22 protein-coding genes are annotated in these 19,230 nt (G+C 48.8%); 2 read left to right on the top strand and 20 right to left on the bottom strand.

Going from position 1 to position 19,230, the window contains the following annotated elements:
- The 13 genes from CWE15_RS02450 to yceD all read right to left on the bottom strand — a co-directional run bounded on the left by CWE15_RS02450 (position 1) and on the right by yceD (position 10,418).
- Positions 1–789: a TatD family hydrolase gene (locus CWE15_RS02450; RefSeq protein WP_126756456.1), complete on the bottom strand. Its 789-nt coding sequence runs from the start codon at positions 787–789 to the stop codon at positions 1–3.
- A 2-nt stretch (positions 790–791) separates the two neighbouring features.
- On the bottom strand, positions 792–1,757 hold the full coding sequence (locus CWE15_RS02445) for a hypothetical protein (RefSeq protein ID WP_126756455.1): 966 nt from the start codon (positions 1,755–1,757) through the stop codon (positions 792–794).
- Positions 1,745–2,365 carry a dTMP kinase gene (gene tmk, locus CWE15_RS02440; protein ID WP_126756454.1) on the bottom strand — a complete coding sequence of 207 codons (621 nt, stop codon included), beginning with the start codon at positions 2,363–2,365 and terminating at the stop codon, positions 1,745–1,747. The genes CWE15_RS02445 and tmk overlap by 13 nt, the downstream gene beginning before the upstream one ends.
- Positions 2,362–3,384: an endolytic transglycosylase MltG gene (gene mltG / locus CWE15_RS02435; protein ID WP_126756453.1), complete on the bottom strand. Its 1,023-nt coding sequence runs from the start codon at positions 3,382–3,384 to the stop codon at positions 2,362–2,364. Before mltG ends, tmk begins: the two co-directional genes overlap by 4 nt.
- Positions 3,378–4,226 (bottom strand): aminodeoxychorismate lyase, encoded by an 849-nt coding sequence (gene pabC, locus CWE15_RS02430; RefSeq protein WP_126756452.1) that lies wholly within the window; start codon positions 4,224–4,226, stop codon positions 3,378–3,380. The genes mltG and pabC overlap by 7 nt, the downstream gene beginning before the upstream one ends.
- Before the next feature lie 8 nt (positions 4,227–4,234).
- Positions 4,235–5,485, bottom strand: coding sequence for a beta-ketoacyl-ACP synthase II (fabF, locus tag CWE15_RS02425; RefSeq protein ID WP_126756451.1), 1,251 nt, complete (start codon positions 5,483–5,485; stop codon positions 4,235–4,237).
- Positions 5,486–5,609: 124 nt separating this feature from the next.
- On the bottom strand, positions 5,610–5,849 hold the full coding sequence (gene acpP / locus CWE15_RS02420; RefSeq protein ID WP_126756450.1) for an acyl carrier protein: 240 nt from the start codon (positions 5,847–5,849) through the stop codon (positions 5,610–5,612).
- A 104-nt stretch (positions 5,850–5,953) separates the two neighbouring features.
- The gene (fabG, locus tag CWE15_RS02415; RefSeq protein ID WP_126756449.1) at positions 5,954–6,691 is read right to left on the bottom strand and encodes a 3-oxoacyl-ACP reductase FabG; all 738 of its coding nucleotides are present in this window, start codon (positions 6,689–6,691) and stop codon (positions 5,954–5,956) included.
- A gap of 10 nt (positions 6,692–6,701) precedes the next feature.
- Complete coding sequence (fabD, locus tag CWE15_RS02410; RefSeq protein WP_126756448.1) at positions 6,702–7,631, bottom strand: ACP S-malonyltransferase; 930 nt, start codon at positions 7,629–7,631, stop codon at positions 6,702–6,704.
- A gap of 40 nt (positions 7,632–7,671) precedes the next feature.
- Positions 7,672–8,631, bottom strand: a complete 960-nt coding sequence (locus CWE15_RS02405) for a beta-ketoacyl-ACP synthase III (protein ID WP_126756447.1) — start codon at positions 8,629–8,631, stop codon at positions 7,672–7,674.
- A 36-nt stretch (positions 8,632–8,667) separates the two neighbouring features.
- On the bottom strand, positions 8,668–9,693 hold the full coding sequence (plsX, locus tag CWE15_RS02400; RefSeq protein ID WP_126756446.1) for a phosphate acyltransferase PlsX: 1,026 nt from the start codon (positions 9,691–9,693) through the stop codon (positions 8,668–8,670).
- Between the two features lie 5 nt (positions 9,694–9,698).
- On the bottom strand, positions 9,699–9,869 hold the full coding sequence (gene rpmF, locus CWE15_RS02395; RefSeq protein ID WP_126756445.1) for a 50S ribosomal protein L32: 171 nt from the start codon (positions 9,867–9,869) through the stop codon (positions 9,699–9,701).
- Positions 9,870–9,899: 30 nt separating this feature from the next.
- Positions 9,900–10,418, bottom strand: a complete 519-nt coding sequence (gene yceD, locus CWE15_RS02390) for a 23S rRNA accumulation protein YceD (protein ID WP_126756444.1) — start codon at positions 10,416–10,418, stop codon at positions 9,900–9,902.
- A gap of 113 nt (positions 10,419–10,531) precedes the next feature.
- On the opposite strand from yceD, the gene CWE15_RS02385 reads away from it, so the two are divergent.
- The gene (locus CWE15_RS02385; RefSeq protein ID WP_275065501.1) at positions 10,532–11,134 is read left to right on the top strand and encodes a Maf family protein; all 603 of its coding nucleotides are present in this window, start codon (positions 10,532–10,534) and stop codon (positions 11,132–11,134) included.
- On the opposite strand, the gene CWE15_RS02380 is transcribed toward CWE15_RS02385, so the two are convergent.
- Both CWE15_RS02380 and rluC read right to left on the bottom strand, forming a co-directional pair.
- Entirely contained in the window at positions 11,100–11,771 is a 672-nt protein-coding gene (locus CWE15_RS02380) for an HAD family hydrolase (protein ID WP_126756443.1), read from the bottom strand. The two genes, CWE15_RS02385 and CWE15_RS02380, sit on opposite strands and share 35 nt — an antisense overlap.
- A 6-nt stretch (positions 11,772–11,777) precedes the next feature.
- A complete protein-coding gene (rluC, locus tag CWE15_RS02375; protein WP_126756442.1) occupies positions 11,778–12,776 on the bottom strand; it encodes a 23S rRNA pseudouridine(955/2504/2580) synthase RluC in 999 nt (332 codons plus the stop codon).
- 521 nt (positions 12,777–13,297) lie between these two features.
- On the opposite strand from rluC, the gene rne reads away from it, so the two are divergent.
- Positions 13,298–16,282: a ribonuclease E gene (rne, locus tag CWE15_RS02370; protein WP_126756441.1), complete on the top strand. Its 2,985-nt coding sequence runs from the start codon at positions 13,298–13,300 to the stop codon at positions 16,280–16,282.
- A gap of 57 nt (positions 16,283–16,339) precedes the next feature.
- On the opposite strand, the gene CWE15_RS02365 is transcribed toward rne, so the two are convergent.
- The 5 genes from CWE15_RS02365 to CWE15_RS02345 form a co-directional block, all read right to left on the bottom strand.
- The gene (locus CWE15_RS02365; protein WP_126756440.1) at positions 16,340–16,657 is read right to left on the bottom strand and encodes a ComEA family DNA-binding protein; all 318 of its coding nucleotides are present in this window, start codon (positions 16,655–16,657) and stop codon (positions 16,340–16,342) included.
- A gap of 83 nt (positions 16,658–16,740) precedes the next feature.
- Complete coding sequence (gene pyrF / locus CWE15_RS02360; RefSeq protein ID WP_198674960.1) at positions 16,741–17,430, bottom strand: orotidine-5'-phosphate decarboxylase; 690 nt, start codon at positions 17,428–17,430, stop codon at positions 16,741–16,743.
- Complete coding sequence (gene lapB, locus CWE15_RS02355) at positions 17,430–18,587, bottom strand: lipopolysaccharide assembly protein LapB (protein WP_126756439.1); 1,158 nt, start codon at positions 18,585–18,587, stop codon at positions 17,430–17,432. Before lapB ends, pyrF begins: the two co-directional genes overlap by 1 nt.
- Position 18,588: 1 nt before the next feature.
- A complete protein-coding gene (locus CWE15_RS02350) occupies positions 18,589–18,852 on the bottom strand; it encodes a lipopolysaccharide assembly protein LapA domain-containing protein (protein WP_126756438.1) in 264 nt (87 codons plus the stop codon).
- An 81-nt stretch (positions 18,853–18,933) separates the two neighbouring features.
- Positions 18,934–19,218 (bottom strand): integration host factor subunit beta, encoded by a 285-nt coding sequence (locus tag CWE15_RS02345; RefSeq protein WP_126756437.1) that lies wholly within the window; start codon positions 19,216–19,218, stop codon positions 18,934–18,936.
- Positions 19,219–19,230 lie beyond the last annotated feature (12 nt).

The following is a 19,230-nucleotide window of genomic DNA, read 5'->3' as shown; positions in this document are numbered from 1 at the left end:
CTAAGCAGTATGCGAGGCTGCCAGCGTAAATAAGTCGTAGAAGTTTTGTTTCGTTTGCGCTGCAACCTCTTCTACGGAACGTTTCTGTAACGCAGCCACGCAACGGGCCACCTCACTCACATAGGCAGGCTCGTTTTCTTTCCCTCGGTGTGGAACGGGAGCCAGCCACGGTGAGTCCGTTTCAATTAAAATACGCTCTAACGGAAGCTGTTTTACCACTTCACGCAGTTCGTCGGCGCTGGCAAAGGTCACAATTCCTGAAATAGAAATATAAAAGTCCATGGCCAAGGCTTGTTCGGCCATTTCCAAGGTTTCAGTAAAGCAGTGCAATACCCCTCGGCAACGCTCTGCTCGCCCCTCCCTTAACATCGCTATGGTGTCTTCTCGAGCATCGCGCGTATGTATAATAAGAGGTTTATTCACTTCACAGGCAATTTCGATGTGGCTAGCAAAACTTTCCTGCTGCGCTTTATGAAATTCCTTGTCGTAGTAATAGTCGAGCCCTGTTTCACCTACAGCCACCACTTTTTCGTCGGTAACCAATTGGCGCAGTTGGATCGGACAATATTTTTCTTGTTTCATATACAAGGGGTGAACCCCACAAGAAAAGCTGACGTTGTCTCTATTTCCTACCAGTTCACGCATTTTAGGGTACTCTGACAAGGTCACATTCACGCATAGCATGTGTTCAACCTGTGCTTTGGTAGCACGCTCAATGACTGCGTCTATACCGTCTGTTGCAACGGCCTTCATTCTGTCTAAATGACAATGCGAGTCGACAAACTGCATTTTTACTCCACTTTAACCTGAATACTATTCATGTACATGGTACTTAATAACTGCTGAATCAGGTGCTTTCCATTCACACCACTCCCCTGAAGCTGGCGCTTAATGTCCAGAGCACGATCATACCAAACGGGCAGCAAGTTCGCGACCTGAGGTACTTGCACCAAAAACTGTCCCCAAGCGTCAGCTGGTGGCTGCTCGTTCAACTCAAGCCGCTGCGCCGCACGCATGCCTCGCACCAAGCTCAGCAGAAAGGTATCAAGCCAGGCTAATTGTTCTGGGGCTTTATCAGGCAGCTCCAACAATTGGCCTTGAAACACCGCAAGGATGTCTTCTTCAGGTTGCTCTTGCCCACTCTGAATACGCTTTAATACTGCCACGGGCTGGACCTGCGCTTCACTTAACAAGTCGGCATTGTCAATCCGTGTTTCGGTATGCCGTTGCAGCCAGTCTTGTACTTCCGTTAAAGAAGGCTTTGGCAGTGGGTAAACCGTTAATCGGCTACGCACCGTGGGCAATAAACGGGAAAACCGCTCAGGACAAATAATTAAATAGTTATGTGCTGGTGGCTCTTCGAGGGTTTTCAGCAAAGCATTTGCTGCTGCTTCTGTCATTTGCTCAGCTTTTTCAATGACAATCACTGTAGCCCCACCCTGGCTAGCGTGTTGCCACACTTTATTTTGCAAGTCTCGAATGCGGTCAACCCCTATTTTCTTTCCTTCTTCAGGTTGTACCCAAAGTAAGTCAGGGTGGTTGCCTGCTTGCTGCAATAAACAGCTTTTACACTGGCCGCAGGCCTTACTAGCTGGTTGTTGGCACAGTAACCACGCCACCAAGGCTTCCAGCAAGGCTTCACTGCCAGCATGGGGTTGCCAAGGTATACCCAGTGCATGGGGTAAGCCTTGTTGCTGTTTGGCCTGCAACCATTGTCTCCAAAGACTGGCTAACCATGGGTAGTCTAACTTGGCCATTGTGCCTCCAATACGGCCAGTACGTGCGCTTTCACTTGCTCTGGCGTTTGTTCTGCGTCAATGGTTTTAATGCTTGGGTCGGCGGCTGCAAGCTCTTGATAACGAGCTCGCGTGCGTTCAAAAAACCCGAGCGCCTCACGTTCAATTCTGTCCAAGGCACCACGTGCTGAGGCCCGGGCTAAACCAACCGCAGGCTCAATATCTAAATATAAGGTTAAGTCCGGCTTAAAGCCTTGCAGCGTCATGTCGCTTAGCTGGGCTAGCATATTCTTGCTTAATTGGCGGCCCCCACCTTGGTAGGCTTGAGAGGAAAGATCATGACGGTCGCCAATCACCCAACGGCCTTGCGCTAATGCTGGCTTAATCACTTCATTCACCAGTTGCACGCGGGCTGCATACATCACTAAAAGCTCCGCCTCAGGGCTGACCCGTTCGTCCCAGTCTTTTTTTATGAGCTCACGCAAGGACTCGGCCAATGGTGTACCACCAGGCTCCCGCACTGTCAGGTAGTCTATTCCGCGTTGCTCAAGCCATTGGGTTATCACTTGCAAAACCGTGCTTTTACCTGCGCCTTCAAGGCCTTCTAAAACAATAAACGGTGTTTTCATTTATTTCTCTGATAATGCTGTACGGCCCTATTATGCTCTCGTAGGGTCTTAGAAAAAACATGTGTGCCATCGTTTCGGCTCACAAAGTAAAAGTAGTCTGACACATCGGGTTGTAAAGTTGCAGCAATAGCTTCGCGCCCTGGCATAGCTATAGGTGTAGGTGGCAGCCCATTTATGCGGTATGTATTGTACGGGGTTGTTTCTTGAATATCCGAGCGATAAATAACGCCACGATAGCGTTCACCAAGGCCATACACTATGGTTGGGTCTGATTGTAATCGCATACCTTTATTCAAGCGGTTCACAAACACCGAAGCCACCAAGCCTCGTTCATGGGCAGCCCCCGTTTCTTTCTCCACAAGAGAGGCCAATATTAACGCTTGGTATGGAGTTTCAAGAGGAACCTGTGCGCTCCGCGTTGGCCATAATTCCATTAATACCTCTTGCATACGAGCATAGGCCTGCTGGTACAGCTGGCGGTCGCTGGTATAAGCATGAAATTGGTAAGTGTCGGGAAATAGCAAGCCTTCTGGCAGCGTATAACCTGCCTCGGGAGCTAGTTGCGCCATCACTTCGGTGGCCGACAAGTGGGCCCACTCTTTACGTAGCCAAGGGTGTTCAGCAATACGTTGGCGCCACTCTTTAAAGTTTAAACCTTCCGCAAAAGTAATAGAAAAATAATGTTGCTGGCCTTCGGCTATTTTTTGCCAAAACTGCGCCAGAGTTTCGCCTTGCCGAACTTGGTATACGCCCGCTTGTATATGTTCGCCCCCTTGAAATAACCGCACCGCCCAATAGGCTAATTCAGGTGAGGCTATGAAACCTTCTGTAGCCAGCTGACTTGTTAGCCGGCGAGCGTGGGTGCCAGGTCGAACTTCAAGTAGGCGCTCGGAACTTGTGTCGCTTAACTGCAGTTGCGTTTCTTTATACCAGTGACTAAGCCCGTAATAACCCGCAGCGGCCAGCATAACCGTTAGCAGCAAAGACACCGCAACAAACCAACGAATAAATTTTAGCATGGTGACAATCCCGCCAAAGTGAATGGCGCTTCGTTTTTATAGTTGCGTACTGTAGGAAGTGCCTTGCCATCCAAGCTGCGAATACTCACTTGTCCCATCAGGGCGTTGCACACAAAGGCTTCGTCCGCTGTTCGTAATGCATTCACCTGGGCATTCACCCGTTGAATCTGAGGATATTTAGTCAGTAAAGCCTGACGGACTACACCATGCACGCCTGTTTGTGCAAGCTCTGGGGTGTACCAGGTGTCGCCTTGTCGCCAAAACACATTTCCTGCCGTCGCTTCAGCGATTGCGCCAGACGCATCTAGCACGATAAGCTCGTCAGTGTCCCGTTGAGCCAGCTCTTGCTTGAGCATCACTTGTTCTAGCCGGTTTAAGGTTTTTAACCCAGCTAAACGTGGGTGCTGACTACCTAAATAAAACGCGGCTAGCTCCGTCTTCACTCCGTGACGCTGCCAGTCGCTATACACAGCCGGGTAGGCAAAAGCTGTCACCATACGTGTCACAGTGTCTGCGTTCGACTCAGGAGGCGCATAACCTCGGCCCCCTACACCCCGTGTAAGCGTGATACGGGCACCACATTCCTGGTGCCCCTCTGTCACTGTGCTCAGCTCTTGCTCAATCAGTGTGAGCACGCTTTTAGGCAACGCTGCCCAGCCAAATACAGCCCGCGCGCAGGTCTGCAAACGCTCCACATGCAAGGGCCACAAATCTGGCTGCCCTTGAACTACGCGAACCGTGGTAAAAAAACCGTCGCCGTATAACAAGCCGCGATCTGCGGCCGCAATGTCGGCACCGGCCGTACCATTGATTAAGCTGGTATACACCTGTTGCGTTGTCATCGGCGGGCTTAGTCCTCGGCGTCTAGTTTTGAGAAAAGCACACTACCATTGGTACCACCAAACCCAAAGGAGTTACATAAAACATGGTCTACTCGCATAGGGCGAGCTTTATGCGGAACAAAGTCTAAATCACATTCTTCGTCTGGTTGCTCAAGGTTAATAGTCGGCGGCACCACTTGATCACGAATAGCCAGTACAGAGAAAATCGACTCTATCGCACCTGCTGCACCCAACAAATGCCCTGTCATCGACTTGGTAGAACTCACCGTTAGCTTTTTGGCATGGTCCGCAAATACCGCTTTCACGGCCCTGACTTCGGCGATATCACCCGCCGGAGTAGAGGTTCCGTGGGCATTAATGTAGTCGACAACGTCGGCTGTTAGCTCCGCATCGGCTAAGGCATTGCGCATGGCCGCAGCGGCCCCTGCACCATTTTCAGGAGGTGCCGTCATATGGAAAGCGTCGGCACTCATGCCAAAGCCAGTGAGTTCAGCATAAATGGTTGCGCCGCGCTGCTTCGCATGCTCGTACGACTCGAGTACCACCACCCCAGCACCATCGCCAAGCACAAAGCCATCTCGGTTTTTGTCCCACGGGCGGCTCGCTTGTTGTGGAGCGTCGTTCCGAGTCGACAAAGCACGAGCAGCACTAAAGCCAGCCATACCAAGAGGTGTTGACGCTTTTTCAGCACCCCCTGCTAGCATCACATCTGCATCGCCATAAGCGATAATACGCGCCGCTTGACCTAAGTTGTGCACGCCACTGGTACAGGCTGTCACAATGGCCATATTAGGCCCTGTCAGACCATGCATCATGGACACCTGACCGCTGATCATATTAATAATGGAAGAAGGCACAAAAAACGGCGACACACGACGCGGGCCACTGTTATTCAGTTTATTGTGGTTTTCCTCGATACCTTCTAACCCACCAATTCCTGAGCTTATCATGACGCCCACACGGTGACGGTTACTATCATCAAAGGTTAAGCCGCTGTCGGCAATAGCCTCTTGCGCTGCGACGACACCGTATTGAATAAAGGTGTCCATTTTGCGTGCGTCTTTACGGCTCATGTAGTTGGTTACTTCAAAGTCTTTGACTAAAGCAGCAAAGTGCGTTCCGAAGCCTTCCGTGTCGAAATGCTCTATTGGTCCGACACCCGACTCCCCTGCTAAAATACTCTGCCACGTTGACGCCACATTTAACCCGTTGGGCGTCACCATTCCTAAACCTGTTACTACAACACGTCGCTTCGCCATATTAACCTCTTGAAAAATTGACTGGTATTATTCTACCTAGCCTGCGCTGCATTTCCATTAAAAAGCGGGCAAAAAAAAAGGCGGAATAAAATTCCGCCCCTTATTCATTCAAGCAACTAATTCATTAGTCTGCAGAATGGTTGTTCACGTAGTCGATAGCAGCCTGAACCGTACGAATTTTTTCAGCTTCTTCGTCTGGAATTTCAGTTTCGAATTCTTCTTCTAGCGCCATAACTAGCTCAACAGTGTCTAGAGAGTCTGCACCTAGGTCATTTTCAAATGACGCTTCAGGCTTTACTTCGTCTTCAGAAACACCTAGTTGCTCGATGATGATTTTTTTAACGCGTTCTTCAATAGTGCTCATTATGATCCCTCAAAGGTATCTTGGATTAATTTGCGGCTAGTTTAGACAAACTCGCCCCACGAATAAAGAGAAACTTCTCAAGAAAGGTCGAGGTACGACCTCACTTAAGCCATATTCATTCCACCATTCACATGAATGGTTTCGCCGGTAACATAGGCAGCGCCTGGTGAAACCAAGAAACTAACGGCTGCCGCAATTTCTTCAGGCTTACCTAAACGTGCGGAAGGGATTGTAGCAAAGATTTGCTCTTTTTGGTCTTCCGTTAGCGCTTTTGTCATATCTGTGTCAATAAAACCTGGAGCGACCGCGTTGACTGTTACGCCACGGGAAGCAATTTCCTTGGCAAGCGCCTTGGTAAAGCCAATTAAACCAGCTTTGGCTGCACAGTAGTTTGCCTGGCCAGGGTTACCTGTGGTGCCAACCACAGAGCCAATATTAACAATACGTCCCTTACGTTTTTTCATCATGCCACGCATAACAGCTTTACATAGTTTAAAAACCGACGTTAGGTTGGTGTCAATCACATCATTCCATTCATCGTCTTTCATGCGCATCAACAAATTATCACGGGTAATACCGGCGTTGTTGACCAAAATGTCTATCGCACCAAATTCCTTTTGCACCTGGGCAATAAAGGCGTCAATAGCACCTTCTTCCGTTACATTTAAGCGTAACCCTTTGCCGCCAGCACCTAAATACTCACTAATAGCCTCGGCACCCTGTTCGCTGGTGGCTGTTCCAATCACTGTAGCGCCTTGAGCTGCGAGTATTTCTGCTGTCGCGCGCCCAATACCACGGCTGGCCCCTGTTACAACTGCAATTTGTCCTGACAAATCACTCATAATATACCCCTTACTGATGAAATGCTTGCACACTCGCTACACTATTTAACGACTGGCCTACTAAAGATTTATCGATGCGCTTGGTGAGACCTGAAAGGACCTTCCCCGGACCTACTTCATACAATTCTGTAATACCAAGGCTTGCTATATGCTGCACGGTTTCTGTCCAGCGCACTGGCGAGTAGAGTTGGGCAACGAGTGCATTCTGTATCGCCTCATCAGACTCGGCTAAAGCAACACTGACATTATGGATAACTGGAATACTTGGTACACGCACTTCCATTGTTTGCAACGCCTCAGCAAGTTTTTCCGCGGCGGGCTGCATTAAAGCACAATGCGACGGTACACTGACAGGCAATGGTAAGGCACGTTTTGCGCCTGCTGCTTTACAAGCTTCGCCAGCGCGCTCTACTGCGGCTTTATGTCCGGCAATCACCACTTGACCTGGTGAATTATAATTCACTGGGGCAACAATTTCCCCTTGAGCGCTTTCTTCGCATGCTGCTGCAACAGCTGCGTCGTCTAAGCCAATAATAGCAGCCATGGCACCCGTACCTTCAGGCACAGCGGCTTGCATGGCTTGGCCGCGCAGCGCCACTAACCGCACTGCGTCCACAAAGTCGATAGCACCAGCACAAACTAAGGCAGAATATTCACCTAAACTGTGCCCAGCCATGACACTTGGTGCGACAAAGTCAGGCTGTGCTGACAACACCCGATAAATGGCCACACTAGCAGCTAAAATAGCAGGCTGTGTCACCTCTGTTTGGTTTAGACGGCCGTCTGGGTTGTTCTCAATAACATCCCACAAATCGTAACCGAGCGCGTCACTGGCTTCTTGAAAGGTTTCCCGAACCTGCGGATAGTCTGCATATAAATCTGCGACCATGCCCACACTCTGTGAGCCTTGTCCTGGAAATACACATGCGTATTTAGCCATTTCCTTATCCTTTTCTAGCCTTTAAAGGTGTCTTTAAAAATTAATAGTCTATAAGGGCCGAGCCCCAAGCAAAACCACCACCAAACGCTTCTAGCAAAAGCTTGTGGCCACGCTGTATGCGGCCATCACGAATGCCTACATCGAGCGCTATAGGCACGGAAGCTGCTGACGTGTTTCCCGTGTACTCTAATGTGAGTATTACTTGTTCCATTGGCATTTTTAGCTTTTTTGCCGTCGCTTGAATAATTCGGTAATTCGCCTGATGCGGAACCAGCCAATCAATCGCGTCTGGTGGCAGCCCATGATGTTGCAGCGTATCTTGCACTAACTCCGACAGCTTTTGTACCGCAACTTTAAAAACTTCATTGCCTTTCATATAAATCCAGGCGTCGTTTGCCACAACAGACTCGCTTCTACTCGGCAGCTTTGCGCCCAGTAATGAAGCGTATTTGCCGTCACTATATATATGCGTCGAAACAATGCCGGGCTTTTCAGCTGCGCTCGCAACAAGGGCCCCTGCACCGTCGCCGAACAATACCAAGGTGTTTCTGTCGTCTGGCTTGCATAAGCGTGACAGCACGTCACTCCCTATCACCAGTACATGCTGCGCCATGCCCGACTTTATATATTGGTCCGCCACACTCAGTGCAAACATAAAACCGGCGCAAGCAGCTGACACATCAAAAGCAACCGCACGGGAAGCTCCTAGCTGCTCTTGCACTTCGCAGGCAGCGCTTGGAAATGAATGTTCTGCGGAGGTGGTTGCCACAATAATCATATCAATATCTGTGGCTGCCAGTTGCGCCGCTGCTAAGGCTTGTTGGCTGGCCGCAACAGCCATGGTGACAACATTTTCATGGGCGCCGGCTATACGGCGTTCACGTATGCCTGTACGTTCACGGATCCATTGATCCGACGTATCAACACGTTGTTCTAGTTCTACGTTTGTTAAACGCTGGGAAGGTAAATAATGACCCGTACCCGAAATGCGAGAAAACATACCATTCCTTTCCTATCACTTAGGAATATAAGGAAACTACTGGCTTTTCAGTAGCACCGACTCAACGCGGTCATGAATTCGTTCGGGTACTTGCAAAGACGATTCTGCATGCGCTTGTTTTATCGCATGATAAAAGGCGGTTGCGGAGGCGTTCCCATGGCTTTTCATGACCACACCGCGCAATCCTAACAAACTTGCTCCGTCATACTGGTCGGGGTTGAGCCACTGCCAGGCCTTTTTGAAGCGCTTGAGCAAAAACCACGCCATTAAGCGGCTAAACCAATGGCCTTTTAAGCTTGAACTCAGTTTTTTGTAAACAAGCTGGGCCATGCCTTCGCAGCTTTTTAAAGCGATGTTACCGGTAAAGCCATCGCAAATAACAACGTCTGCTTTTCCAGAGAACAAGTCATTCCCTTCTATAAAGCCTATGTAGTTAATATCGGTGCAATTTGCTAACTGTTGGCCGGCCTGCCGAACCGCATCTGTGCCTTTTATGTCTTCAACACCTATGTTCAGCAAAGCAACCTTTGGCTGTGCAATACCCGCCACTTCTTTGGAAAGCACAGAGCCCATGACACCAAACTGGAATAAGGTGTCTGCGTCACAACGAGGGTTTGCACCAAGGTCAAGTAAAAAGCCCGGACAGCCTTTTTCGGTTGGTATTTGCGCCACCAAGGCTGGGCGAATCACACCGGGAATGGTTTTTAAGCGCACATAGGCAATTGCCATTAACGCCCCGGTATTACCACAGCTAACACACGCTTGTGCCCGCCCTTCTGCCACCGCTTCTATTGCCAAGCGCATCGACGCTTTCGGCTTTGTACGAAGGCTTTGACCTGGCTTATCGTCCATTTCAATCACTTCGTCGGTGTGCTCAAGGCTTACCCTGGGATGATTCTGGATTTTTTCTGCTTGAAAGAGAGGGAGCAGCACCCTGGAGTCGCCGAACACAAGAAAGTGTGTCTCGGGAAATGACTGCAGCGCTCGAGTGAGCGCTGCAACTACAATAGCGGGACCACGGTCACCGCCCATTGCATCAATAGCAAGTGTGAGCGAACTCATGCACTTTATTTAGCAATAACTTGCTTACCTTTGTAGTAACCGTCAGCAGTTACATGGTGACGACGGTGCGTTTCACCACTGGTTGGGTCGATTGAAAGCGCAGCACCACTTAGTGAGTCGTGCGCACGACGCATACCACGCTTAGACGGGGTTTTACGGTTCTTTTGTACAGCCATTGGAATTCTCCTAAATGTATTTCTAAACTGTTATTTCTTTAACTGTTGCAATACCGCAAATGGGTTCTTTTTCTCCGCCTCAGGCGGTAATTCCCCAAATACCATGGCATTGCGATCAATTTCGCATTCGTTCTCAGCATGCATTGCGACCAGCGGCAACCCTAAGATAAGCTCATCTTCAACAATTTCATGAAGATTCACTTCTCCGAGTTCGTTTAATTCCACTGCCTCGTAATGACTCGGCAAATCGTCAATGGTTATTTTACGATTTGTCGGCGCATATATAAACTTCACGCTTACCTGTTGCTCAATCGGCTTGCCGCAACGTTGGCATGCAAGGGCCACATCCACTTCCGCGTTGCCACGAAAAAACACGATGCCCTGCTCATCCCTATCAAATGAGAGATAAACAGCTACATCGTCACATGGAGTGAACAATATTTCTTGCAGCCGCTTTAAACCAGACGCTGGTACAACACCATCGTAACTGGTTGCTTTGCTAGCACTGCGAACCGGATCGACCGTTATCGGTACTCTAACCTTTTTCATAACGCGCGAATCATACTGTTTGTAAGCCTTTGAGTCAAAGTTTTTTATGATTAAACCCTTTCATTGTGGCAGTATTTTGTTTTATCAACTATCGACACGCAGAGAGTTATAGAATGTTGAAACCCTTAGTGCTTGCTTCAAGCTCCCCTTTTCGAAAAGAGTTACTTGAACGATTACAACGCCCTTTTATTACCGCGACGCCAGATATCGACGAGTCAGCTCTTGAAGGAGAAACAGCTCCAGAACTAGTTCAGCGGTTGGCTCAGCGAAAAGCGGCTGCCCTCGCCCCTCGCTTTCCTCATCACCTCATTATAGGATCCGATCAGGTTGCCGTTGCCAACGGGCATATACTTGGCAAACCTCACACTGAAGAAAACGCCTATCTGCAATTAAAGCAGTTTAGTGGCCAGAAGGTTACCTTCCACACAGGCGTAAGTGTATATGATAGTGCCTTAGAAAAATACCATACCAGCCTAGCGAATTACGCCGTGTATTTTCGCCAATTAAGCGACGAGGATATTTGGGCCTATATTCGCGCTGAGCAACCACTTCAATGTGCCGGGAGCTTTAAAAGTGAAGGCCTGGGAATTTGTTTATTCGAGCGTATGGAAGGAGATGACCCCACCAGCCTGATTGGCCTGCCACTTATTCAGCTTTGCACGCTATTACGTGACTGCGGCGTTAATCCTTTACTGTCGCATGAAAGTAGGTCTTGACCAGCCAGGTGTGCAACGCCCTTGGCGACGCTGCAATGTAGCGCGGTGACTCTGCGGCCAATACCTCACGCCCATGCACCCCATAGGTCACACCCACACTGGCTATTTGGGCGGCCGCAGCCATGCGTAAGTCAAACTTTGAGTCGCCTATCATCACGCTATTTTCAGGCGTTTCTTGTTGTTCAGCTAAAATTCGCTGCAGCATTTCAGGGTGCGGTTTAGACTCGGCTTCACAGGCACAATAAGAGCTGCTAAAAAAGTGGCCTGTATTTGTTTCCTGCCAAACTCGGTCCAGGCCTCTCCGCGCTTTTCCTGTTGCAACCGCAAGTCGTGCCCCTCGTTGCTTCAAGTCTGACAACATGTGTTCAACGCCGTCAAAAAGAGGCGTTGGGGTGGTGTCTTCTTCCACATAATAATAACGGTACAAGCTGGTCAACCTTTCTTGCTCCGTTTCAGTACGCTGCTCTGGAAATAACTGAGCAAGCGCTACCGGCAAACTTAAACCAATGACATCATGAACTGCGGCGGGGCTTGGCGGTGTTAGCTTCGCTGCACGAGCTGTTTTTTGCATACAGGACACAATACGAGGCACCGAGTCCATCAGAGTGCCGTCCCAGTCAAAAATAATCAGAGGCATGCTCACTTACCTTTCACGACGAGGTGGACGCGGTAATTGACGCAGCCTTTGTAAAACACCTTCGAGGGCTTCATCGAGAGGCGCTTCCACACGCATTCGCTTTTCTGTTCGTGGGTGAGTAAAAGTAAGCTCGCGAGCATGCAAGAACAGGCGCTCTAGGCCATTTTGCTTGGTCAACGCGTCGAAGGCAGCGTCCCCGTACTTGTCGTCACCCGCAATAGGATGCCCCGCTACTTGGGTGTGAACACGAATTTGGTGCGTTCGGCCTGTCACCGGCTCTGCCTCTACCAAGGTACCGGCCCGAAAGCTTTCCAGCACTTTAAACCGTGTCAGCGACTCCTTGCCTTCTGGGTTCGCACGCACCACCCGTTCACCCGACTTTAATGTGTTACGTAACAAGGGTGCATTCACTTTGGTTTTATTGGTGGGCCATTGCCCGGCCACTAAAGCCACATAGCGTTTGTCCATTTGCTTGTCGCGTAATTGCGCATGTAAAGAGCGCAACGCCGAGCGCTTTTTAGCAACGAGAATAATACCTGAGGTGTCGCGGTCTAAACGGTGGACCAATTCTAAAAATGCATGCTTGGGCCGCAAGCTACGTAACCCTTCAATTAAGCCAAACCGGAGCCCAGACCCCCCATGAACCGCCAGCCCCGACGGTTTATTAATAACAATAAGGCACTCGTCTTCGAACAGTATGGCGTCTTCCAGGGTTGCCACCTGGCTTAGTTTGGGGCTTGGTAACGCTTGCTCCGGCGCTACGCGTACGGGAGGAATACGGACCACATCAGCTTCTTTTAGCTTATATTCGGGCTTACAACGGCTTTTGTTAATGCGCACTTCCCCTTTGCGCACAATGCGGTAAATCATGCTTTTGGGCACGCCCTTTAACCGCGCTAGAAGAAAGTTATCTAAGCGTTGACCGGCTTCGTCCGCCGAAACTGTGTACCAAGTAACTTGCGCTGGTGGTTCAGCGTGTTTTTGTGGTGGCTTTTTTAAAGACATACTTGCACCATGTAGTGAAAACTGCGGCTAAACACGGATAAAACTGTAAATTTCGCCATGTTTTAATAGACTTGCCATGATACCACGAGTTTTTCCTCCTCATGTCTTTTATTCGCATATATTTGTTACTTGTCAGAGAAGTACTTTTAATGCGACAATACGGTGTCAGAACCATTTTATTTGGTCGGGGCGTAGACGAATCGTCCGCCTGTTGAATTTTCAACCGAGCGACAACACTGGCTAGGCGAAGGCGCCTGTTTCGGTTCAGCAGAAATTTAATGTTACACGTGGCACTAGCGCAGTATGCAACATGCTGGTACACGGGTAGCTCCGCCTCTCTTTATATAGGTTGGGCGATGAATTTAGAAAGCAGAAAAACGTATATTGTACTATCGATAAATGACAGTTTCCCCGCTTCTTGCACTATGTAAGCAAGAGCAACGATAGGTTCAGTTGACGGAACAGAGCCGTTTAACGGTGCAGTGTTGTGGCACTATACACTTGAGTATGAGTCACAATTTATGAAAAGAATGCTAATTAATGCCACGCAACTTGAAGAGCTTCGAGTTGCCTTGGTAGATGGCCAAAAGCTTTATGATCTTGATATCGAAAGTCCTGGCCACGAACAAAAAAAGTCAAATGTTTACAAAGGAAAAATAACCCGCGTAGAGCCAAGTTTAGAAGCTGCATTTGTTGATTATGGTGCTGAAAGGCACGGTTTCCTTCCACTGAAAGAAATAGCTAAAACCTACTTCCCCAAAGACTACAAGCTCAACGGCCGCCCTAGCATTAAAGACGTTGTCCACGAAGGACAAGAAGTTATCATCCAAATCGATAAAGAAGAGCGTGCGCAAAAAGGTGCCGCCCTAACCACCTTTATTTCGTTGGCTGGTAGCTATTTAGTACTGATGCCAAATAACCCGCGTGCCGGTGGCATTTCACGCCGCATCGAAGGCGAAGAACGCACACAACTGAAAGAGGCCATGGCCAACTTAGAAGTGCCTAAGGGTATGGGCCTTATTGTCCGTACCGCAGGTGTTGGGAAGTCTGCAGAAGAGCTGGCTTGGGACTTAAACGTTCTGCTTCATCATTGGAAAGCCATTGAAGAAGCTGCCGCTGCAAACCCGGCTCCCTTGCTTATTCACCAAGAAAGTAATGTTATTTTCCGCGCTATTCGCGACTATTTACGCCGCGATATTGGCGAAATATTAATTGACGACGAAGATGTATTTAAAAAAGCGCAAGAGCACATAAAAATTGTTCGTCCAGACTTTTTACAGCGCGTAAAGCTGTATAAAGGAGACGTGCCTTTATTTAACCACTACCAAATTGAAAGCCAAATTGAGTCGGCTTTTGAACGTGAAGTGCGCCTACCTTCCGGTGGCTCAATTTCTATTGACCCAACAGAAGCGCTTACTTCTATCGACATTAACTCGGCAAAGGCTACGAAAGGCAGCGACATTGAAGAAACGGCCTTTCAAACCAACCTAGAAGCAGCCGACGAAATTGCACGCCAACTGCGCTTACGTGACGTGGGTGGTTTAGTGGTTATCGACTTTATCGATATGACCCCAGCACGTCACCAACGTGAAGTTGAAAACCGCTTACGTGACGCATTAAAGCAAGACAGAGCCCGTATTCAAGTAACGCGTATATCTCGCTTTGGCCTGCTAGAAATGTCACGTCAACGCCTACGCCCTTCGCTTGGCGAGTCGGCCAACCATGTCTGCCCTCGCTGTGATGGTCAAGGTACCATTCGTAGTGACGAGTCCCTGGCTTTGTCCATTCTTCGCTTAATCGAAGAAGAAGCGTTAAAAGACAACACAGGCCAAGTTATTGCTCAAGTACCGGTTGTGGTTGCAACCTACTTACTGAACGAAAAACGAGAGTCGTTGCAAACCATTGAAACTCGGAATAATGCTCAAATTGTCATTATCCCTAACCCATACCTTGAAACACCGCATTTTGAGGTTATTCGTGCACGTAAAGACGAAATGCTACCAGGCCAAAGCATTAACTTATTGCAAGCACCCCCTGAGAAGCGCATTGAGTTAAGCAGTCAGGAAGCAAAACAGTTTGAAGAGCCCGCGTTGAAAAATATTGCAGCGCCTAATATGCCTGCCGCTGCACCTGTCAGCCAGCCAAAGCCTGCGCCGAAGCAGTCGCAAAAAAAGGCAGCCGAGCCTGGTTTACTGGCCAAGTTAAGTGCATGGTTTAAAGGTCTTTTTGCATCTGTAGAAACGCCAAAGCCAGAAGTTAAACCGAAGCAACAACAGAACCAACGCTCGAGAAACCAAAACCAACGTCGTAATAACCAAAATCGTCGTCCGAACCGGAATAATCAAAACCGTCAGCGCCCAGATCGCAATAAACAAGGGAAAGCTGCTGAAACGCCTGCGGAAAATACTGCGGCCAATACCCAAAAGGCAGCAGCTAGCTCAGGTGCAAGCTCTGCCAATGAGAACCGGAACCGCCGAAATCGCCGTCGTAAGCCAAGTGATCAAAACACCAAGCAACAAACGAGCGAAACAAATACAAACGCGAATAAGCAACAGGCGAATACTGGTCAGCAGCAAAGCGCTACTCCGAACATTCCAAGCAAGCGTCGTCAACGTCGTAAACTTGAAACCTCAGTGCGTGCAGGTGGCAGCATTGAAGAAACGGCAGTAACAACAAGCCAAGTAGAAGCGCCGGCGGTACAACCTGAAGAGCAAAAGCCAACAAGCCAAAAGCAAGTTGATATAGCTCAAAAGGAAGTAGCTTCTATTGTTGAAGCTGCACCTACAGCTGAAGCAGCGCCTAAAGCTGAGGAAGCACCTACAGCTGAAGAAGCGCCTCTAGTTGAAGAAGCGCCTGTAGCTGAAGCAGCACCAGTAGCTGAAGAATCACCTCAAGCTGAAGAAGCACCTGTAGCTGAAGAAGCACCTCAAGCTGAAGAAGCACCTGTAGCTGAAGAAGCACCTGTAGCTGAAGAAGCACCTCAAGCTGAAGAAGCGCCTCTAGTTGAAGAAGCGCCTGCAACTGAAGAAGCACCTAAAGCTGAGGAAGCACCTGTAGCTGAGGAAGCACCTGTAGCTGAGGAAGCGCCTGCAACTGAAGAAGCACCTCAAGCTGAGGAAGCGCCTCAAGTTGAAGAAGCACCTGTAGCTGAAGAAGCGCCTCAAGTTGAAGAAGCACCTGTAGCTGAAGAAGCGCCTCAAGTTGAAGAAGCGCCTCAAGCTGAAGAAGCACCTCAAGCTGAAGAAGCGCCTGCAACTGAAGCAGCACCTGTAGCTGAAGAAGCGCCTGCAACTGAAGCCGCGCCGCTCGTGGCCGCCTCTGGTTACTCGAGCCGCTTTGTTTCGGCAGATACAGCGAAAGCGCCTGCCGTGCCTGTACAAGGCGAGCCTGAGGTTTTAGCAGCTCGCGCTTTTGCCGAGCCGCAAACCAGCGGTTTAGCCCCTGCTGGTTTCCAATCTCCGACTGCGAAAAGCAGTTCGGAAACAACTCAGTGCGGCGTTAACTGATAACACTGTATAAGTCATTAAATAAAAGCCGGACTTTTTGAAAGTCCGGCTTTTTTGTTAAAGACGAATACGATCACGATTGGCGTCTAAGGTACGTACCCCTAACCCCCTTACCTCAAGTAATTGGTCAATATCGCTAAAGCCACCTAACCGTTCCCGTAACTCCACAATGGCTCTAGCTCTGGACATTCCCACCCCTTTTAAAGAGGCCGCCAACTCTTCTACCGTTGCCGTATTAATATTGATGGTTTCTTGGGCTTGTTTCATATCCGACGCCACCGGCTTAGTAGGTAACTCAGCAGCGTATACCTGAGGTGGGCTAGCCAGAGCTAAGGGTGAAATAAGCGAAGCAAATAAAAGTGTTTTTTTGAACATAACTGTCTCCTTAAGAAAAAGCACTGCGTTCCGTGCAGTGCTTCAAAGTATAGACAGGCTTATTCGGTTTTAAAGGCGTGGTGTTAACTAAGCTGCTGGTTTATTGCTGACAAAGTTGCGACAGGGTCTGAACTTTGTCGAATGGGACGTCCCATCACCAAGTAGTCTGAGCCGGCTGCAACCGCTTGTACGGGCGTCATAATACGGGTTTGATCTTGTGTCTCTGCACCTTCAGGCCGGATACCAGGTGTGACCAAGCAAAATTCAGAGCCTAGCTCGGCTCGTAAGGTTTGCGCTTCATGAGCAGAGCACACAACGCCATCTAATCCCGCTTTCTGAGCTAACTTAGCCAAGTGTAATACATGCTGTTCAAGGGGCTGCTGCACACCTGTAGCCGCTAACTCAGCTTCATCCATGCTGGTGAGCACAGTCACAGCAATCAAAAGTGGCGCGTGTTCTTTATACTCTGCTAAGGCCTCTTTTGCCGCCCGCATCATACGCTCGCCACCGCTGGCATGCACATTCACCATCCAAACCCCAAGGTCAGCGCTTGCTTTCACTGCTTGAGCAACCGTATTTGGAATATCATGAAATTTCAGATCTAGAAATATATCGAAGCCCATAGCAACCAGTTGCTTCACAAGGCTTGGGCCGCCCGCTGTAAACAGCTCCTTACCCACTTTTAGTCGGCACGCATCTGGAGACACTGTTTTTGCAAAAGTTACAGCGTCGTCGGCATTGTTATAGTCTAAGGCAATAATTATTCGCTTCATTATTCTCCGTCTAATCCTCGCGTTGGTTTCATTCGGCCCCACGATTTACATGAAGGACAGTGCCAATACAGCGACTGAGCAGAAAATCCACACTGACCGCATTGGTATTTGGTTCTTAATTTCAATTGTTGAGCAACAATGCCGCCTAAGAGTTCTAAACTTGAACGCTCAGTACCCGGCGTAGCTTTTTTAGTATGTAACTCGATAAGCTTGTGAAACCCCTTCATGGTAGGGTTGCGCTGTAAGGCTGTTAAAATAAACTGTTCTGCGTCTTCGTTATTGTTTGCCTCAGCTACATGCTCTGCCAGCATGACGACGGCTGTGGCACAAGGCTGTTCTAGCACAATGTCGTGTAAGCATGCCATTAAGCTTTCTCGGTCATTCAAGCCTTCGTAAGCGCTTTCAATGAATGGGAGAGCTTCAGGCGTAAAGTCCGGTGCGGTGGTTAATATAGGCAATAAGTAGTCTAACGCATGGCTGTAATTCTTTTGCTCTAGCCACCAATGGCCCAAGGCCAAACGTGCTCGTGCAGAGCTTTTGTCATGCTTCAGGGCTTTTTCATATAGCTTCAGCACAGACTCAACGTCATCTTGCACAGACGCTAATTCACAATAGTAATGGGCTATTTTCAAGCTGACAGAGGCGTCGTAGCGACGAATTTTCAAGGCAACGCGTATTGCCTTATCCCAGTCGTTGGTTGCTTCGTAAATTTGCAATAGCAGCTGTTCACTTGCTTCGCGGTATGGCTTATGGACACTAAGCTCAGCCAGCATTTTTTCGGCACGATCATAGAGGCCTGCTGCTAAGTAGTCTTTACCCAGCTCCAGCATAGCTTGAAGTCGTTGCGGCTCGGTTAAGGAAGGGCGGGCTATCAGATTACGATGTATGCGTATGGCACGTTCAACTTCACCCCGGCGGCGGAATAAATTGCCTAAGGCCCAATGTGTTTCTATGGTTTCGCTATCGACATCCAGCATGTCGATAAACATGTCGACGGCTTTGTCACTTTGTTCTGATAACAGTAAGTTTAAACCGGCTACATAACTTTTTGAAAATTCTTCTTGCTCACGTCGCTGCTCTTGTCGAACACTGTTACGCCCCATAAACCAACCGTATGCGGCGGCAACAGGCAGTAATAAAAACAGCAACTCGAGCATATTATTCGCCTTGTTTAATGCGCTGCGCCAATTCTTTTCGAATGCGGCGATAGCGTATGCGTAAACTGAAGTGATTTGCTAAAAACACACCTAAGCCAAAGACAAAACCTATGCCTAGCGTCCATGCAAGTAGTGTTGACAACATCATCTCTGGCTTCGCCAACAGTAAATTTATCACTACGGGTTGCTGATTCTGTGAACCAATAGCAAGCGCTAACAGGAAAAAAATCACCAACGGAATAAGACTAAGAATAAAGCGCGCCATATATCTTCCTTTTTTTGTTTAGAATAATAAAAAAGGGCACGCTAGTATAGCATGCCCTTTTATTATTCCGAGTGCTTTCAGTTAAACACTGGCGTCTACACGTTCGCGTAGCAACTTGCCGGGTTTAAAGTGCGGTACATACTTACCCTTTAAATCCACCTTTTCGCCAGTTTTCGGGTTTCGCCCAATGCGTGGGCGACGGTAATGAAGCGAGAAGCTTCCAAAACCCCTAATCTCAATGCGCTCTCCAGACTCTAACGACTGGATCATCGACTCGAGAATACTGCGCACCCCTGCTTCAACATCCTTTGGTGCTAAATCTGGCTGCTTACCAACCAGAATTTCAATCAGCTCTGACTTCGTCATAACAGATATTTC

The sequence above is a fragment of the Aliidiomarina taiwanensis genome, assembly GCF_003987015.1.
Lineage (GTDB): Bacteria > Pseudomonadota > Gammaproteobacteria > Enterobacterales > Alteromonadaceae > Aliidiomarina > Aliidiomarina taiwanensis.
This window is presented reverse-complemented; position numbering and strand designations above follow the sequence as displayed.

Bases quoted from the DNA above. Each gene is read 5' to 3' on its own strand.
- fabD (WP_126756448.1), bottom strand. From the start codon at position 7,631: ATGGCTAAATACGCATGTGTATTTCCAGGACAAGGCTCACAGAGTGTG.
- CWE15_RS02365 (WP_126756440.1), bottom strand. From the start codon at position 16,657: ATGTTCAAAAAAACACTTTTATTTGCTTCGCTTATTTCACCCTTAGCT.
- tmk (WP_126756454.1), bottom strand. From the start codon at position 2,365: ATGAAAACACCGTTTATTGTTTTAGAAGGCCTTGAAGGCGCAGGTAAA.
- CWE15_RS02385 (WP_275065501.1), top strand. From the start codon at position 10,532: ATGTTGAAACCCTTAGTGCTTGCTTCAAGCTCCCCTTTTCGAAAAGAG.
- CWE15_RS02445 (WP_126756455.1), bottom strand. From the start codon at position 1,757: ATGGCCAAGTTAGACTACCCATGGTTAGCCAGTCTTTGGAGACAATGG.
- pabC (WP_126756452.1), bottom strand. From the start codon at position 4,226: ATGACAACGCAACAGGTGTATACCAGCTTAATCAATGGTACGGCCGGT.
- CWE15_RS02380 (WP_126756443.1), bottom strand. From the start codon at position 11,771: ATGCCTCTGATTATTTTTGACTGGGACGGCACTCTGATGGACTCGGTG.
- CWE15_RS02450 (WP_126756456.1), bottom strand. From the start codon at position 789: ATGCAGTTTGTCGACTCGCATTGTCATTTAGACAGAATGAAGGCCGTT.
- mltG (WP_126756453.1), bottom strand. From the start codon at position 3,384: ATGCTAAAATTTATTCGTTGGTTTGTTGCGGTGTCTTTGCTGCTAACG.
- rluC (WP_126756442.1), bottom strand. From the start codon at position 12,776: ATGTCTTTAAAAAAGCCACCACAAAAACACGCTGAACCACCAGCGCAA.
- yceD (WP_126756444.1), bottom strand. From the start codon at position 10,418: ATGAAAAAGGTTAGAGTACCGATAACGGTCGATCCGGTTCGCAGTGCT.
- fabG (WP_126756449.1), bottom strand. From the start codon at position 6,691: ATGAGTGATTTGTCAGGACAAATTGCAGTTGTAACAGGGGCCAGCCGT.
- rpmF (WP_126756445.1), bottom strand. From the start codon at position 9,869: ATGGCTGTACAAAAGAACCGTAAAACCCCGTCTAAGCGTGGTATGCGT.
- CWE15_RS02345 (WP_126756437.1), bottom strand. From the start codon at position 19,218: ATGACGAAGTCAGAGCTGATTGAAATTCTGGTTGGTAAGCAGCCAGAT.
- acpP (WP_126756450.1), bottom strand. From the start codon at position 5,849: ATGAGCACTATTGAAGAACGCGTTAAAAAAATCATCATCGAGCAACTA.
- pyrF (WP_198674960.1), bottom strand. From the start codon at position 17,430: ATGAAGCGAATAATTATTGCCTTAGACTATAACAATGCCGACGACGCT.
- plsX (WP_126756446.1), bottom strand. From the start codon at position 9,693: ATGAGTTCGCTCACACTTGCTATTGATGCAATGGGCGGTGACCGTGGT.
- CWE15_RS02405 (WP_126756447.1), bottom strand. From the start codon at position 8,631: ATGTTTTCTCGCATTTCGGGTACGGGTCATTATTTACCTTCCCAGCGT.
- lapB (WP_126756439.1), bottom strand. From the start codon at position 18,587: ATGCTCGAGTTGCTGTTTTTATTACTGCCTGTTGCCGCCGCATACGGT.
- rne (WP_126756441.1), top strand. From the start codon at position 13,298: ATGAAAAGAATGCTAATTAATGCCACGCAACTTGAAGAGCTTCGAGTT.
- CWE15_RS02350 (WP_126756438.1), bottom strand. From the start codon at position 18,852: ATGGCGCGCTTTATTCTTAGTCTTATTCCGTTGGTGATTTTTTTCCTG.
- fabF (WP_126756451.1), bottom strand. From the start codon at position 5,485: ATGGCGAAGCGACGTGTTGTAGTAACAGGTTTAGGAATGGTGACGCCC.